Source organism: Streptosporangium canum, assembly GCF_900113865.1.
GTDB classification, from domain to species: domain Bacteria; phylum Actinomycetota; class Actinomycetes; order Streptosporangiales; family Streptosporangiaceae; genus Streptosporangium; species Streptosporangium canum.
Window position 1 is genome coordinate 1 of the sequence record NZ_FOQY01000001.1, and the last position, 15,916, is coordinate 15,916.

A 15,916-nucleotide genomic window follows, 5' to 3' on the forward strand; every position below is an offset into this window, starting at 1 on the left:
ATTTTGAAGGGTAACCAGCCGCTGGCCCGCGCGGCCGCTCAGGCTCTGTTGACCGGCCCGGATGCCGACTGGAGCGCGACTACCGCCATCGATGACGATCACGGGCACGACCGCACCGAACGCCGCACCATCCGTACCGCCGAAGCAGGCGACGCCCTGTTCCCCGGTGCCCGCCAAGCCTTCCGGCTGCGCCGCGACGTCGGCGACCTGGACGGCGTCTGGACCAGCAAGGAAATCGTGTACGGCATCACCAGCCTGCCCGCCGAAGCGGCCGGGCCCGCCCAGCTCAACCACTATGAACGGGCGCACTGGGGAGTGGAAAACCGCCTCCACTGGGTCCGCGACGTGACCTTCCGGGAGGATCACTCCCAGGTCATCGTTGTCACATCGTGCGCGCCGTACGGATCGTCACCGGCGATCAGCTGGACTCCGCCGTGGGTGAGGCCGTCGGCTGTCAGCCGGATGAGATCCTCCCGTCTCGGCCACCTGCCGCAGCGCGGTGCTCTACAACGCCTACGGCGGCAAGAAGACGGCGGTGCTAGAGGTCAAGGCCGGCGGCGCGTGGAACGCGGTGTTCAAGCCGCTGAGCAAGGCCCGCTGCTGGTGCGCGGCGACCGCCGAAGGCGACGGTGAGCAGGTGCTCAAGCTCTCCCTTGTCCGCGGGCCGCGGACCGTCCGTTCGTCCTTCAGCGGCGAGGGCAATTTCATCGTGCAGAGCTACACGCGCCCCGGCTCCTACGGTGACCCGCTGTTCAAGGAGGTCGGCTCCTACCGGGGCAAGGCCCTGCTACCGTCGGGCACCCACCTGGTCACCGTCCACGCCGACGGCTCGTGGACCGTGACCCGCCACTGATTCGCCGGTGACCGGCTCCGGCCCCGGGGGACCTGACAGGTTCTCCCCTGGTCACGCCTTTGTGGAACGAGTCAAAAATTTCACCATTCGCATCACTTAGCCCTTTCCTGCACGTCATCATCAGTGGTCGGCGTACGCCTCTTGCGGAGATGTACGCCACCGCTGACGGCGTGCGTCTTCCCCAGTGAAGGGACTCGCGTGAAACTTCTTCATGCCGCCGATCTCCACATCGACAGCCCACTGCGCGGGTTGTCGGCCTACGAGGGCGCCCCGGCCCAGGAACTGCGAACAGCCTCCAGACGTGCCTTGGAGAACCTCGTCGACCTGGCCGTGTCCGAATCAGTGGACGCGGTGCTGCTGGCCGGCGATATCTACGATGGCGACTGGCCCGACTTCCAGACCGGCCTGTTCTTCACCCGGCAGATGACGCTGCTCGGCCGCGAGGGCATCCACGTCTACATGGTCTCCGGCAACCATGACGCGCAGAACCACATGACCCGGCAGCTACGGCTGCCAGCCAACGTCCACATGCTCGACATCAACCAGCCGCAGACGGTCCGTGACGAGAAGCGCGGGCTGGCCGTGCATGGTCAGGGCTTCGCCCGTCGCGACGTCAAAGAGAACCTCTGCCTGGCCTACCCCTCCCCCTGCAACGACCTGTTCAACGTAGGCCTGCTGCACACCGCGCTGACCGGGCGGGACGGCCACGACAACTACGCGCCCTGCACGGTGGCCGACCTCACGGCGAAGGGCTACGACTACTGGGCGCTGGGGCACGTGCACCGACGCGAGGTCGTCTCGGAGGAGCCGTGGATCGTCTTCCCCGGCAACCTCCAAGGCCGTCACGCCCGGGAGACCGGTCCGAAGGGCTGCACCCTGGTCACCGTCGAGAATCTCCACGTCGTCTCCGCCGTCCATCACGACCTGGACGTGGCCCGCTGGGAACACCTGCGTGTCGATGTATCGGACGCAACCGACGTCGACTCGGCCGCCGACCTGGTCGCCCACCGGCTCCGAAAAATTTCAGGCGGGCGACTGCACGCCGTCCGGGTCAGCGTCACCGGGGCCAGCCCCGCCCACCTGCGTCTCTGGGGTGAACGTCCCCGGTTCCTCAACGAGGTGCGCTCCCTCGCCAACGGGTTGGGCGAGGTCTGGGTGGAGAAGGTGCGGATCGAGACCCGGCCACCGGACGCACCCGACGAGGGCGCCGCCGGATTGCTCGGCGATCTACGGCGCACAGCGTCGATGTTGCGCGCCGACGAGGATGCCCTACGGAGGATGGTCGCAGAAAGCCCACTGGGTTCGGCGCTGCCTCCGGAGGTCTGCGGCCGGGACGGGATCCGTCCCGATGATCCGGACTGGCTGCTCCGGATCGCCGACGACGCCGTCGATCTGCTGGAGTCCATGATCACAGAAAGGCGGAGCCGCTGATGAGGATCGACAGGTTGGACCTCACCGCGTTCGGTCCCTTCACCGGGACGAGCCTGGACCTGTCTGCGCCGGGCATCCACCTGGTGACCGGGCCGAATGAGGCGGGTAAGTCAACCGCCCTGCGCGCCCTCGACCAGCTCCTATACGGCATCGACGTGCGCTCGCCGTACGACTTCGTGCACGCCAAGGGGGCACTGCGGCTCGGTGCGCTGATCCGGCAGAGCGGCGGCGGCACCCTGGAGTTCGTCAGGTCCAAGTCCCGCAGCACTCCGCTGCGCGGCCCGGACGGCTCGGTGCTGAGCCAGTCGGACCTGGACGCGGCCATGGGCGGCCTCGACCGGACCACGTTCACCTCGGTGTTCGCCCTGACCAGCGCGGAGCTGCGCAAGGGCGGAGAGACGCTGGCACGGGGAGACGGCGATTTCCGGCAGGCCCTGGCGGCCTCGCGCTCCGGGCTCCGGCTCTCCGAGGCGCTGCGCGCCATCGAGGGACGCATGGAGGAGCTGTACAAGCAGCGGGGCCTCAAGCCGCTGATCAACATGCGGATCACCGCGCTGCAGCAGGCGCGGGAGCGGCGTCGTCGCGCGTTTCTTCAGCCACAGGAGTACGGCCGGCTGGAGCGGGACGTCACCGACGCCGAAGAATCCCTCGCCAGGCTGGCCACGAAGTTGAAGGTGGCCAGGGCCGAGGAGGCGCGCCTTGAGCGGCTGAGCCAGGCGCTTCCCGCCCTGAGCCGGCGCCGGGGTCTGCTCGCCGAGATCGAGGAAGTGTTGGCGGAGGGTGTGCTGGCGCCGCAGGAGGCGGTTGACCGCCTTCCTGGGTTCCTGGAAGGGCTGAAGGCCGCACGGCACAACCTGGCAGAGACACAACGGCGCCTCGACGAGACGTCGGACGAATTGGACAGGCTGACCGTCGACGATGACCTGCTCGCCGTCGGCGAGGCGATCGAGGATCTTTTCCAGGACCGCAAGGACGCCGCGAGCGCGGCACGGCGCCTGGCGAAGTCCACCGGCGCCGCGGCCGAACTACGGGAGGAGGCGGAGTCACTCCTACGCCAGGTGCATCCGGAGGCGTGCCTGAGCGATGTCGCTCTCTACCAGGTGCCCCGGGCCGTACGAACGGACGCCCAACGGCTGCACGATCGGCACACCGAACTGGAGACCGCGCTGGCGCAGAGCCGCCGGGAGATCGAAAAGCGGCGACGCAGGCTGGAGGAGGCCGAGAAGAGGCTCAGCGCGCTCCCGCCCGTTGAGGACGCCGGACCACTGCGGGCCATCCTCGCCGCCATCCCTGCCGACCTGCTCAGCCGGATGGTGACCGACGACGAGGACGAGCGGCGGATCCGCGGCGTCGTGGAGCGGATCCTGCGTGATGTGAAACTGGTGGCGTTTCCCGTGGACGAGGCGGGTGCCGTCAGCGTGCCCGCCAGCGCGGAAGTAGACGCGCACGCGGAGGCTCTCCGCGAGCTCAAGAGCGACCGGCGCGATCTCACCAGGCGCGCGAAGGAACTGACGAAGCAGCTGGCGGGCAGACGCCTGGACTTGGCGGGCCTGCTGAACGGCGACCCGCCACCCACCGACGACGACCTGACCGCCGCCCGGGCCTCCCGGGACGCCCTCTGGCGGAAAATCCGTGACGGACGGCACGACCGGGCGGAAGATTTCGAGCCCGCACTCGCCCGGGCCGACCATCTCGCCGACCAGTTGCGTAGGGAGGCGGACCGGGTCGCGAAGCGCTACCAGCTTGAACTTCAGATCGGTGATGCCGAGCGTGGCCTGGCCGAGGCCGGTCAGGAACAGGCCGCGCTCGATCGCCGGGCTGAGGAGCTGGAAGCCGAATGGGCCAGCCTGTGGGAGGGTTTCGCCGGGTTCCGGCCCACCCCCAACGGCGCCTCCGCCACCCTCAAAGCCGTGGAAAGGCTCCGCGAGGCCGTCGGCGATCTCGCCGCCGCCCGGGCCGGGCTCGAATCCCGCCGGACCCAGGCGTCCCAGCACATCGCGCGGCTCCAGGATGTCCTGCGCGTCACCGAGGGAGCCTCCTCGCTCGACACCGGCAACTTCCTCGCGGAGCTGCCCGAGCTGCGGGAGATCGCCGAAACCCGCTTGAACCTGCAGGAGACGGCGACGCAGGAACGCGCTGCGCTGGTGGATCGAGTCGCCACTGCCCGCGGCGAGCTGGGCGAGGCCGAAGCGCGGCTCACCCAGGATGAGCACGAACTGAGTACGTGGCAAGCCGGTTGGGACGGCCTGCTCACCCGAGCCGGGTTGCCCGCCGGACTGGGCACCGCCGAAACCCTCGCCCACTTGGAGCGGCTTGACCAGGTCGCCGGTAAGACGGCCCTGGCCGCGAAAAGCGAGCGAGAGATGGAGCGGGACGTCGCCGTGGTCCAGCGCTTCCGCACATCACTGGAGACGATTGCCTCCGCGTGCGGCAGGAAGATTCCCGCCGACGAGACCGAACGTCACGGGCTCGTAGCGAACCTGTACGAAGATGCCAAGGCCAACCGCTCGGCCTCCGACCGGCGCGCCCGTCTCCAGGCCGAGCGCGGCGAGCTGTCGATGACCGCCAATCACCTCCGACGCGCCATCGAGGACCTGGATGCGGAACTCGCCGAACTTTCGGAGAAGTCGGGAGTGGATGGCGCCGAGGCACTAGGCGAAGCCGTACGGCGGCGCACGCGGCACACCCGCCTGATCACCACCCTCACGGAGGTGACCACGACGATCCCCGCCAGGGGCAAGACCCTCGACGATCTCGCGGAGGAAGCCTCCCTTGTGGATCCCGACCGGCTCGGGGCCGACCTGAGCGAACTCAAGCACGTCGTCCACGATCTGGACGGGCAGCGGACCGAGCGGTCCGCGCTCTTCGGTGAAAAGAAGGCCGAGCTCGCGCGGCACGACGGTTCCGCCGAGGCTGCCCAGGCCGCCGCGGACGCCGAGATCGCGGCGGCGGCCTTGGTGGAGGAGGGTGAGGAGTACCTTCGTCTGTGGGTCGCCCGGGGCATCCTGACCACGTGCATGGAAGAGTACCGGCAGTCACAGCAGGATCCGATCCTCGCCAGGGCGAGCCGGTTGTTCGAGAGGCTGACCCTGAGCGGGTACGGAGGTCTAGAGCTCGACGAGGACAAGGAATCTCCGGTCGTGCTGGCGCGACGCGGATCCGAACTGCTCGGCGTCCACCAGCTCAGCGAGGGCACACGGGACCAGCTCTACCTGGCGCTGCGCCTGGCATCGCTGGAACGGTACGCCGAGGAGGACCATGCGCTTCCCTTCGTCATGGACGACATCTTCATGACCTTCGACGACCAGCGCACCCGCGCGACGCTGAGAGTGCTGGACGAGATGGCCGACCGCTTCCAGATGATCGTCTTCACCCACCACGACCACTTGGCGGAACTGGCCCGGGCGGAGCTTCCGGACGGCCGTCTGCATCTCCATCCGCTTCAACGGTTCACTCCGGTCGTGTAGCGGGCACGGGACGGATCGTCGGCTCGGTGTGAACCATGCGGCCAGGTGCTGTCGCTGGCCTTACCGCCGACAGCCGGTGCTGCACGGTGTATTTCAGACCGATCGCCACCGCAAGGAGAACTCCACCGCATCCACGGTGATCGGCCCTGCACTGGTCGGAGAGATACGCGTCAGCTACGGCGATCGGCCCTGAACGGTCCCGCACGGATCGCTTCAGCGTCCGTGAGCCCGCCGGGCGGTCCGAAAGCAAGAAACTGCGGTCCGCACGCCGTACGGCGGAACGGAATGGCGCGGAGGTGGGTGGGTGTTCCGGCCGGCTTATAAAAAAGCGCAACCATCGCGCCCGCCAGGCCGGAGGCCTGAAACACCGGACGGCAACCGCGACGGCCGGCCGGAACACCCACCCACCGCAGCGCGAACGGCCACCCGCCGCCAAAAAGCGCGAACGGCCACCCGCCGCCAAAAAGCGCGAACGGCCACCTCCAAAAGACTCACCCCGAAAAGCTCACCCCGGAAACACTCCGAGAACAGCGAAACCCCCAGCACAGACGCCCTACTCCCGAGTAAGACTCCCCAGGCGTTCGGTGGCCTCGATGTACTGCTCGACCATCGCGAAGACGACGTCCTTGGCCGGCCTCACCTGGTTCATCGTCCCGATGATCTGACCGGCCGGGAAGGTGGCCAGCTCGGCGGCGTCGGACCGGCCGATCCTCCGCAGCGCGTCGGAGACCAGCATGAACTGCAGCGGCATCGGAAGCGTGCCGGGCGAGTCCGCGGCCTCCCAAGCGTCGGTCCACTCGTTCTTGAGCAGCCGGGCCGGCTTGCCCGTCCACGAGCGCGAGCGCACGGTGTCGCGGGAGGTGGCCTCCAGGATCCGCCGCCTGGCCATCTCGGGGGTGTCGGCCTCCTCGACGGTCAGCCAGATGGACCCGGTCCACACGCCCTCGGCGCCGAGCGCCAGACCCGCCGCCATCTGGCGCCCGTCGCCGATGCCGCCGGCGGCCAGCACCGGCACGTCCACCGCGTCCACGACCTGCGGGATGAGCACCATCGTGGAGATCTCACCGGTGTGCCCGCCCGCCTCGGTGCCCTGGGCGACGACGATGTCCACGCCGACCTCGACCTGCTTGACCGCGTGCCGCGGGGTGGACGCCAGCGCCGCCACCTTCACCCCCCTGGCGTGGGCCAGCTCGACCACGTCGGCGGGCGGGGGGCCGAGGGCGTTGGCCAGCAGCGCGATCGGGTGTCTCAGCGCCACCTCGACCTGCGGCCGGGCGGTGGCGTCGGTCCAGCCGAGCAGGACCTTGCCGGCGTCGGAGCCGGACAGCTCCGCGACGCCGTGCGCGGCCAGCAGGCCGTCGACGAATTTGCGATGGCCGTCGGGGATCATCCCCTGGAGCCGTCCCACCAGGTCCTCGGCGGAGTCGACGCCCAGGTCGGCGCCCTCGTAGGAGGCGGGCATGACCACGTCGACACCGTACGGCCTGCCGTCGACGTGGTCGTCGATCCACTTGAGCTCCATTTCGAGCTCTTCCGGGGTGAAGTAGAGGGCGCCGAGGACGCCCATCCCGCCGGCGCGGCTGACCGCGGCGACGACATCCCGGCAGTGGCTGAACGCGAAGATCGGAAGCTCGATCCCGAGCATGTCCGTGACACGTGTCCGCATGCGCCCACGGTACGGCCCGCACCCAGCAAACTGCAACGCGTTCTAATCTAGAATATTTCGTCGGTATTGACGGGCTCTTATATAGAGAACGCGTTTCAGCGAGGCATCCTGCGCCAGATCGCGCGAGGGAGCACGCGCATCACCGCGAAGACCGCCCGCAACCTGCCGGGGACCCACACGACCTCGGCGTCCGAGCGCAGTCCGGCGATCACCGCGTCGGCGACCTGGCCGGGCGTGGAGGACATCGGCGCGGGAGACATGCCCTCGGTCATCCTGCCGATCACGAAACCGGGCCGCACCACCATCACCCGGGCACCCGAGCCGTGCAGCGCGTCACCCAGTCCCTGCGCGAAACCGTCCAGGCCCGCCTTCGCCGAGCCGTACACGAAGTTGGCCCGCCGCACCCGCACCCCCGCCACCGACGACAGGACCACCAGCGTGCCGTGACCCTGCTCACGCAGCCGCCGGGCGGCGAAGAGCCCGGCGGACACGTGCCCGCCGTAGTTGACGGCGACCGCTTCGGCGGCGGCCACCGGATCGGCGTCGTAGGCCGCCTGGCTGCCGAGGACACCGAAGGTCGGGATCACCACGTCCAGGTCGCCGACCAGCTTCGCGGCGGACTCGATCACCTCGCCATGCGTCTCCGGGCGCGAGGCGTCGAACTCCAGCAGGTGCACCTCGGCGGCCCCGATGACCGGGGGCGTGTCACCGGCGTCACGGGCGGCGAGCACGACCCGGCGGGCACCGTCGCGGACCAGCCGTTCGACGATCGCCAGCCCGATCTCGCTGCGTCCGCCCAGCAGCAGCACGGTGTCCACCGAGCCTAGGGCGTTCTTCATCGACGGGGCCTCCTCGTCGGCCATGGAACGGTCTCCGTTGAACGGGCGTCACAGCGAGAGTCTCACGGACCCGCCGCGGACCTCACCGGGACCGGTCGTCCACGACGGATGCCTCACAGGCCCAGCCTTCTCGCCAGGTCGGAGCGGAACACCCCGCCGGGGTCCACCTCGTCGCGGACCTTACGCCATTCGCCCAGCCGGGGATACATCGCGGCCGCCGTCCCCGCCGACATCCGCGAGTCCTTGGCCAGGTAGATCCGCCCGCCCGCCTCCGCCACCCAGCCGTCGAACTCCCGCAGCAGCACGGCCAGCCCGCGCCGGCCCGCCGGGATGTCCAGCGCGAGCGTCCAGCCGGGGATCGGGAACGACAGCATCCCCGGTGTGCCGGGGCCGAACCGCTTGAGCACGGTGAGGAAGGAGACCACACCCTCGGCCGACAGCCGGGAGACGATCCGCCGCAGCGTCGCCTCCTCACTGAACGGCACCACGAACTGGTACTGGACGAAACCGTGCGAGCCGTAGACGCGGTTCCAGCCGTCCACGGAGTCCAGCGGGTGGAAGAACGGCGAGAGCCCCTGGACGAGGCCGGTCCTGGGACGCGCCCTGCGGTACCAGGCCTCGTTGAACGCCCGCACGGTCACCGGGTTGAGCAGGCCGTTCGGCGCCCAGGGCGGGGCCTTCAGCCGGGAGGCGGGGGCGAACGCCAGCGGGTCGGCGCCGCGCGGCAGCTCGTCACGGCTTGCATGGTCCCCCCGGGTGAGCACGCTGCGGCCCATCCGGCCGCCGGAGGCGAGCAGGTCGATCCAGGCGACCGTGTAGCGGTGGCGGTCGTCGGTGGCGGTCATCGTCTCCAGGGTGTGGTCCAGGTCGCGGGTGCGCTCGACGTCCACCCGCATGCGCGAGGTCTCGATCGGCACGCAGCGGAAGACCGCCTCGGTGATCACTCCGGTGAGCCCCATCCCGCCGACCGTGGCCCAGAACAGCTCGCTCTCCGGCGTGAGGGTACGGCAGCCGCCGTCGGCCGTGACCAGGGTGAGCGAGCGCAGGTGGGCGCCGAAGGAGGAGTCGGCGTGGTGGTTCTTGCCGTGCACGTCGGCCGCCACGGCCCCGCCCACGGTCACGTGCCTGGTGCCCGGGGTGACCGGGACGAACCAGCCTCGGGGCACCAGTGCGGTCATGAGGTCGTGCAGGCTGAGGCCGGCGGCGGCGGTGACCAGGCCGGAGCTCTCGTCCAGGGACCACGAGGTCAGCGCGGTGCAGTCGAGGACCAGCCCCCCGGAGTTCTGTGCGGCGTCGCCGTAGGCGCGGCCGAGCCCCCGGGCGGCGACGCCCCGTCCGGGGGCCCGCCGTACCAGCTCGGCGACCTCCTCCGCCGAGCGGGGACGGGCCAGGCGCGCGGGGGTCGGTGCGGTACGGCCCCAGCCGGTCAGGAAGGTCATGTGAGGTGGATCCCGATGATGAGCGAGACGAGGAGCAGCGCGACGAACACCTGCGTGGGCCGGTCGCGCAGGGCGAGCTCCTCGGGCTCCTCCCCCACTCCCTGGTCCACCAGCAGATTGTGCCGCAGGACGATGAGGACGAAGGGCACGATGCTGATCCCGTAGGACAGCCCGGCACGTTCGTTGAGCGCCCACAGGCAGTAGGTCACGATCATGGCGCCGGAGGACATCGCGCGGACGCCTGCCAGGTAGCCGGGGGTGTAGGCGGCCAGGACGGCCCGCGTGGAGACACCGCCGGAGGCACGCAGCTCGACCTCGCGCTTGCCCGCCACGAGCTGGAGCGAGCCGAGCGAGACCACCACGAGGAACCAGCTCGTCACCGGCACGTCCACAGCGACCGCCCCGGCGAAGGCGCGGATCACGTGGCAGCCGGCGACCGCGACCAGGTCCACCACCGCCTGGTGCTTGAGCCAGTAGGTGTAGGAGAAGGTCAGCGCCAGGTATCCGGCGACGACGGCCGGCAGCCGCCAGTCGCCGGACAGAGCGGCGAGCGCCGGGGCCAGCGCCACGAGCAGGGCCCCGGCGGTCCACGCGAGCCGTACCGGGACCAGGCCCGCCGCGATCGGGCGGTGGCGCTTGCGCGGGTGACGGCGGTCGGCCTCGACGTCGGCGGCGTCGTTGAGCAGATAGACGCCGCTTGCGGCCACGCAGAACGCCGCGAAGGCGATCAGCGCGCCCACCGCCCCCTGGGCGGTCACCAGCACGCCGGCCGCCGCCGGGGCCGCGAAGACCAGGGCGTTCTTCAGCCACTGGCGCGGGCGGCAGGCCCGCAGGAGGGCCATGGGCGAGATCCCCCGGCCGGTGCGCACGGTCGCCGGCGCATCCGCCGGCGGATGGGCGGCCACCGCTTCCTCGTTCACGGGATCGCGGTCCGCCAGAACCCGGTCGCCGGAGCCCACCGCGTCCCGGCCCGCCGGGCCCTGCTCACCGAAACCCACCGGATCGCGGCTCGTCAGGCCCTGGCGGTGCGACGGATCGCGACGAACCCGCCGGCCAGCAGGACGAGGCCCACCAGGAGCAGGATCACCGGGATCGTCACCTTGATCAGAGTGATCTGGCTCTTGCTCTCGGTGGCGTTCTGCACCAGGTCCTCGACCGTCTCGGGGGTCATCTTGGCCGTCGCCGCGAAGGCGGTGATGCTGTGGGCGCCGTCCTGGGTCTTGAGGGTGTCGTGCCGCTGCTGCTCCTGCTTGACCGGCGACCCGGTCGTGGGCTCGATCCAGAACGTGTTCTTGCCTTCGTAGAACCGGTCGACCTGGACGTCACCCGTCGTGTCCGGCACTCCCATGATCGAGGCGGGGACGGTACGGGTCTCGGTCTTCGTCGACGGGGCCACCTGCTCGAACTTGTAGGCCGGCAGCCCGTTGACGTTCTCCTCGCCGACGAACTCGGCGTCGAAGGCCATGCCGGCGGTGGAGTTGAAGACCTTGTAGGTCTTCTTCTCGACGTCGAAGGGGAACTTGTAGATCTGGCCCTCAAGCTTGCTGGGCTTCTTGTCGATGTTCACCGCGCAGCAGTTGACGCCCTCGCCGGTGAACTTGTTGAAGGCGCTGCGCCGCTCGCCGAACGAGACGTCCGGGTTGCCGTTGGTCACGTCGTTCACCGCGGTGAACTCGTCCCATACGACCCGGTCGCCCTGGGCCTGGGACACGTCCCCCCGCGTGGTCACCGTGATGCCGAGGTCACCGGTCAGCACCTTGAGAGCCTTGGGGTAGAAGTACTGGGCTCCCTGGGCCTCCAGCTTGCTGACGCCGTACTGCGCGGCCGGAGCCGCGATCAGGCTGCCTCCGACCTGGAAGCGCACGAGCGGCGCCAGCACGATGAGGAACGCCCCGACGGCTACGAGGACTACTCCGATGACCCGGCTCATCTACCCTCCTGGGGGATTACTGCTTTGGGGGGTTAGGGGGAGATTTGTGGATTAACAAAGCTACTGGCCGGTATGTTAAGTGCCGAGAGTGACCGCCGTCACCGGGGGATGCGGAAAAGTGACCGAAACAGGTTCTAGATTGAACTCCCTCGTCCGGCAGACCCCTCCGGAGGCCGACGGCCATCTGGACACCCTCGACGGCGTGCGCGCCGTCGCCTCGTTCGCGGTGCTCGTCTTCCACGTCGCGAGCGAGTCCGGCGCCGCGATGCGCGACGGCTTCGGCGGCGCACTGCTCTCCCGCGGCGACGTGGCCGTGCCGATCTTCTTCGCGCTCTCCGGGCTGCTGCTCTACCGGCCCTACGCCGCCTCGCTGCTGCGCGGGGACGCCCCCGTCCGCACCCGCGCCTACCTGTGGAAGCGGGCCGTGCGCATCCTGCCCGCCTACTGGCTGGTGGTCGTCACGGCCATGCTCATCTGGTCGCGCGACCACCTGTCCGACGGCTGGAGCTGGCTGACGCTCCTGACCCTCAACCAGAACTACGTGACCGAACCCTGGTGGTACGGCCTGGGGCCCAAGGGCCTCGCCCAGATGTGGAGCTTGTCGGTGGAGGTGGCCTTCTACATCCTGCTCCCCCTGCTCGCGGCGGCGCTGGCGGCCTTCGCCCGGCACGGCGGCGCGGACGTGCACCGGCGGGCCCGGCGGCTGCTGGCAGGCCTGGGCGTGCTGGCCACACTGTCCTTCGGGTGGATGCTGCTGACCTACTACCCGCAGTACCGGCCCTTCCTGAACAGCTGGCCGCCCAGATCGGCGGTCTTCTTCGCTGCGGGGATGGCGCTGGCCGTGATGCTGGCCTGGGTGCACGCCGATCCGGACGAGAACTCCCCAGCCCGGCGCTTCAGGCGGGCGGCCTCGGCCTCCCCTGGCTCGTGGTGGCTGGTCGCCGCCCTGGCGTACGCGGTCGCCGCCTCTCCCGTGACCGGGACCCGCTTCCTCGGCATCGACGGCATCTGGTCAGGCCTGTTCGAGCTGGCCCTCTACACGGTCGTGGCCCTCTGCCTGCTCGTCCCGGCCACATTCCCGCCGCCGGGCGACTCGCTCGTGAAGCGACTGCTCGCCAACCCGGTGATGAGCTTCCTCGGCCGCATCTCCTACGGCGTCTTCCTCTGGCAGTTCGCGGCCATCTACCTCTGGTACGGGTTCACCGAGCAGCAGCCGTTCTCCGGCAACTTCCTGGCCAACCTGGTGCCCATCACCGTCATGACGCTCGCGATGGCCACCCTCACCTACCGGTACGTGGAGCGGCCCGCCCGCCGCCTCAACCACATCGTGCGCTGACGGTGGTCCGTGCAGGGCGGGGCGTAGGGGCTGAGGGGCCGTCCTGCGATGACGGCTGCGGCCCGGACTCGTAGTCCAGCGGGCGGGGACCTGGTTGACCAACTGCGCCACCGGCGTTGCAGCAGTGCGCAGGAGGTCCACCAGCCGCAGACGTAGCGGACGGCCCGGGGCCGGCACAGCGGCACGGCCCCTGCCGCGTGACCGGCGGCTACGGCGGGGAGGGTTGCTCACCCTCGGCGACCGGCACGCCCAGGGCCACGCCGGTCATGCAGACCGGGGCCGCCGGGTCGTCCATAACGATCCGGATCCCTCTGCTCACACCTCTCACAGGGAAATGGATCAACCCGAGGGGCGTTTCCTGCAGATTGAGCACGATCCGCTCCTCGCCGACCTCGACGGTCACCGAGACCGGCCTGCCTGCCGTGTAGGCCAGCGCGCCTGCGGTGGCCGGGCCGCCGAAGGAGACCGCCTCGGGGAAGACGGCGGCACCGTTCACCACCGGGATGCAGCGCTCGTTCTTCCCCGGGGTGGCGAAGAAGCCGAAGACGCTCATCCGCACCAGCCTGCCGTTCCGGTCGAAGGCCCGGGCCTCGTGGGAGGGCTCGGGGTGAGCCATCCTGACCCGTACGGCGGGGCGGGCCAGTGGAGCGAGCAGGCGGTTGCTGAGCCGCCGCTCGCCGTTCCACGGCAGCACGATGTCGTCGGGGAGCGGAGTCGGGTAGATCACGACATTGTCCGGCGCGGCGGCGAGCTGCGCGGCGGCGGTGTCCAGGTAGGCCCGGACACGGTCGCCGCTGAGGGTCGCCCGGTAGGTCTCGATCGAGATCACCGACAGCACCAGGTAGGCCCCCGCGCTCAGCCCCGCGACGAGCCGGGACGAGGCGGGCAGCGGGCGGCGATAGGCGCCGGTCTCCCCTTTCACCGGCAGCAGCGCGAACCCCAGGCAGAGCGCGAGGACCAGAACGGCGTCGGCGACGTAGCGGGTCTCCGCGCCCACCAGCGCCGTGTAGCTGCCCCGGGCGATGACCGTCGGGATGGCGTCGGCGAAAAGCAGGTAGCCGGCCAGGACGATCCACGCCCGCAGCGCCCGGCGCCGGTAGAGCACGGTGACCACCACCACGGCCGCCAGCCCCGCCCAGGAGGCGGCGACCATGAGGTCGGACGGGTCGGCCAGGCCACCGGTCGGGGTCGGCGTCCACGTGACCGGGCCGCCGACCGCTCCGCTCGGGAACGTACGGCCCAGCATGCGCGAGACCAGATCCACGGCCACTCCGGGCTTGGGCACCGACGCGCCCTCACCCGGGGCGGTGCCCATCCGGGAGAGATAGACGATCGTGTAGGCGGCGATCGCCATCACGTGCACCGACCAGAGCCGCCAGTGCCGCCGCACCTCGCCGAGCATCGACCGGATCCAGCCGGTCTCCCGGTCGCCCAGGAAGGCCGTGGTCAGCGCGTACAGCAGGAAGGCGGCGAAGACGCCCTTGGTGCTGAAGGCCATGCCGGCCACGCACCAGGCCAGCGCGCGCCATCCGTACCGGGCGCCCTCGCCTCGGGTGAAGCGGACCTGGTCGGTCAGCGCGAGCGCCAGGGCCAGCTGGAGCGGGATCGCGTTGATCGCGGCCGCCCACCAGCCGAACGCGGGGACCGTCAGCGGGGAGAACAGGAACAGGGTCAGCGGCGGCAGGATCGCCGGCCGGGTGCCGAACAGGGTCCTGAGCAGCCGGAGCACCAGCACGCCGAGCAGCGCCTGCGCGACGAACGTGACGCCGGCCACCAGCAGCCAGTCATAGGGCGCGATGCGCGAGAGCACCCAGGTCAGTGCGATCGCGCCGGGCATGAAATGGCCCTTGTGCACTCGGGTCACGAAGTCGAGGGTGAGGTCGTTCTCGTAGGCGTTCCCCACGAACAGCAGATCGTCCTCGACGAAGTAGGAGTCGCGCAGGATCAGCGCCCGCAGCGCGAGCGACGCCGCGATGAACAGGACGGCGCCGAGCAGCACGGGGCTGCGCAGGGCCGCCAGCCAGCCGGGCAGCGCGACCCGCAGTGCCGTCGACTCCGGCCGCTCGGTCTCCGTGGCCTCCACCAGCCCTCTCCCTCTGATCCCGTGTTCCGGCGGAACACCCTACGAGCCCGAAAAGTTTGCTGGCAATGCGGTGTTATGCTCCGGCCCACCTGGTTTGTTCCACTTCGTAGAGGAGCAGCATTGGAGACCCCGCAGGCACCGTTCCGGGCCACTCTGGGCCGATCCGTCAAGCTGCTCGGCGCCTTCCGCAAGGAGCAGAGCGACCCAGACTTCTTCTACGGCATGCTGGCCCGCGACACGGTCGCCCAGCTCGCCGCCTATACCGAGCTGGACGGCGCGCTCGTCGCCGACGTCGGAGGCGGACCGGGCTACTTCACCGACGTACTGCGGGCTGTGGGCGCCCGCCCGGTGTGCGTGGACTGCGACGCCGGCGAGATGATGGCCCGCCAGGGAGCCGCCCCGGAGGGAGCGGTGCTGGGCAGCGCGCTCGACCTGCCGCTGGCGACCGGCTCGGTGGACGTCTGCTTCTCCTCCAACGTGCTGGAGCACGTGCCCGACCCGTGGCGGATGGCAGACGAGATGGTGCGGGTGACGAGGCCGGGCGGCGTGGTCTACCTGTCCTTCACCAACTGGCTGTCCCCGTGGGGCGGCCACGAGACCTCCCCCTGGCACTACCTCGGCGGCCACCGCGCCGCCGCCCGCTACACCCGCAAGTACGGCAGGTCCCCCAAGAACGTCTACGGCGCCGGCCTCTACCCCGTCTCGGTCGGCGCCGCGCTGCGCTGGGCCAGGCGGCAGCCGGACGCCACAGTCCTGGACGCCCTCCCCCGCTACCACCCCCGCTGGGCGACCCCGGTGATCCGGGTCCCGGGCCTGCGCGAGATCGTGAGCTGGAACCTGCTGCTCATCCTGCGCCGCCGCTGACCGCCCGC

General features: G+C 70.2%; 12 protein-coding genes. 5 read left to right on the forward strand and 7 right to left on the reverse strand.

Annotated elements, in window-relative coordinates; translation table 11 throughout:
- On the reverse strand, nucleotides 1-366 hold a 366-nt coding region (locus BM085_RS45135; protein ID WP_218158559.1), incomplete at its 3' end, for a hypothetical protein.
- Nucleotides 367-499: 133 nt separating this feature from the next.
- Here BM085_RS45135 and BM085_RS00010 point away from each other — a divergent pair.
- The 3 genes from BM085_RS00010 (at nucleotide 500) to BM085_RS00020 (ending at nucleotide 5,751) form a co-directional block, all read left to right on the forward strand.
- Nucleotides 500-853: a hypothetical protein gene (locus BM085_RS00010; RefSeq protein ID WP_093885003.1), complete on the forward strand. Its 354-nt coding sequence runs from the start codon at nucleotides 500-502 to the stop codon at nucleotides 851-853.
- A 198-nt stretch (nucleotides 854-1,051) separates the two neighbouring features.
- Nucleotides 1,052-2,284, forward strand: coding sequence for a metallophosphoesterase family protein (locus BM085_RS00015; protein WP_093885004.1), 1,233 nt, complete (start codon nucleotides 1,052-1,054; stop codon nucleotides 2,282-2,284).
- A complete protein-coding gene (locus BM085_RS00020) occupies nucleotides 2,284-5,751 on the forward strand; it encodes a YhaN family protein (RefSeq protein ID WP_093885005.1) in 3,468 nt (1,155 codons plus the stop codon). The genes BM085_RS00015 and BM085_RS00020 overlap by 1 nt, the downstream gene beginning before the upstream one ends.
- Nucleotides 5,752-6,304: 553 nt before the next feature.
- Here BM085_RS00020 and BM085_RS00025 read toward each other — a convergent pair.
- The 5 genes from BM085_RS00025 to pgfA all read right to left on the reverse strand — a co-directional run bounded on the left by BM085_RS00025 (nucleotide 6,305) and on the right by pgfA (nucleotide 11,625).
- The gene (locus BM085_RS00025) at nucleotides 6,305-7,417 is read right to left on the reverse strand and encodes an NAD(P)H-dependent flavin oxidoreductase (RefSeq protein WP_093885006.1); all 1,113 of its coding nucleotides are present in this window, start codon (nucleotides 7,415-7,417) and stop codon (nucleotides 6,305-6,307) included.
- A gap of 95 nt (nucleotides 7,418-7,512) precedes the next feature.
- Nucleotides 7,513-8,256, reverse strand: coding sequence for a decaprenylphospho-beta-D-erythro-pentofuranosid-2-ulose 2-reductase (gene dprE2, locus BM085_RS00030; RefSeq protein ID WP_093885343.1), 744 nt, complete (start codon nucleotides 8,254-8,256; stop codon nucleotides 7,513-7,515).
- Nucleotides 8,257-8,369: 113 nt separating this feature from the next.
- Complete coding sequence (gene dprE1 / locus BM085_RS00035) at nucleotides 8,370-9,695, reverse strand: FAD-binding oxidoreductase (RefSeq protein WP_093885007.1); 1,326 nt, start codon at nucleotides 9,693-9,695, stop codon at nucleotides 8,370-8,372.
- Nucleotides 9,692-10,693, reverse strand: a complete 1,002-nt coding sequence (locus BM085_RS00040; protein WP_342742831.1) for a decaprenyl-phosphate phosphoribosyltransferase — start codon at nucleotides 10,691-10,693, stop codon at nucleotides 9,692-9,694. Before BM085_RS00040 ends, dprE1 begins: the two co-directional genes overlap by 4 nt.
- 14 nt (nucleotides 10,694-10,707) lie before the next feature.
- Nucleotides 10,708-11,625 carry a cell envelope lipid trafficking protein PgfA gene (pgfA, locus tag BM085_RS00045; RefSeq protein WP_093885008.1) on the reverse strand — a complete coding sequence of 306 codons (918 nt, stop codon included), beginning with the start codon at nucleotides 11,623-11,625 and terminating at the stop codon, nucleotides 10,708-10,710.
- A gap of 139 nt (nucleotides 11,626-11,764) precedes the next feature.
- Between pgfA and BM085_RS00050 the strand changes: the two genes are divergently transcribed.
- Entirely contained in the window at nucleotides 11,765-12,961 is a 1,197-nt protein-coding gene (locus BM085_RS00050; RefSeq protein ID WP_093885009.1) for an acyltransferase family protein, read from the forward strand.
- Nucleotides 12,962-13,169: 208 nt separating this feature from the next.
- On the opposite strand, the gene BM085_RS00055 is transcribed toward BM085_RS00050, so the two are convergent.
- The gene (locus tag BM085_RS00055; RefSeq protein ID WP_093885010.1) at nucleotides 13,170-15,044 is read right to left on the reverse strand and encodes a hypothetical protein; all 1,875 of its coding nucleotides are present in this window, start codon (nucleotides 15,042-15,044) and stop codon (nucleotides 13,170-13,172) included.
- 75 nt (nucleotides 15,045-15,119) lie between these two features.
- Here BM085_RS00055 and BM085_RS00060 point away from each other — a divergent pair, with 75 nt between their 5' ends.
- Nucleotides 15,120-15,908: a class I SAM-dependent methyltransferase gene (locus BM085_RS00060; RefSeq protein ID WP_093885011.1), complete on the forward strand. Its 789-nt coding sequence runs from the start codon at nucleotides 15,120-15,122 to the stop codon at nucleotides 15,906-15,908.
- Nucleotides 15,909-15,916: the final 8 nt, after the last annotated feature.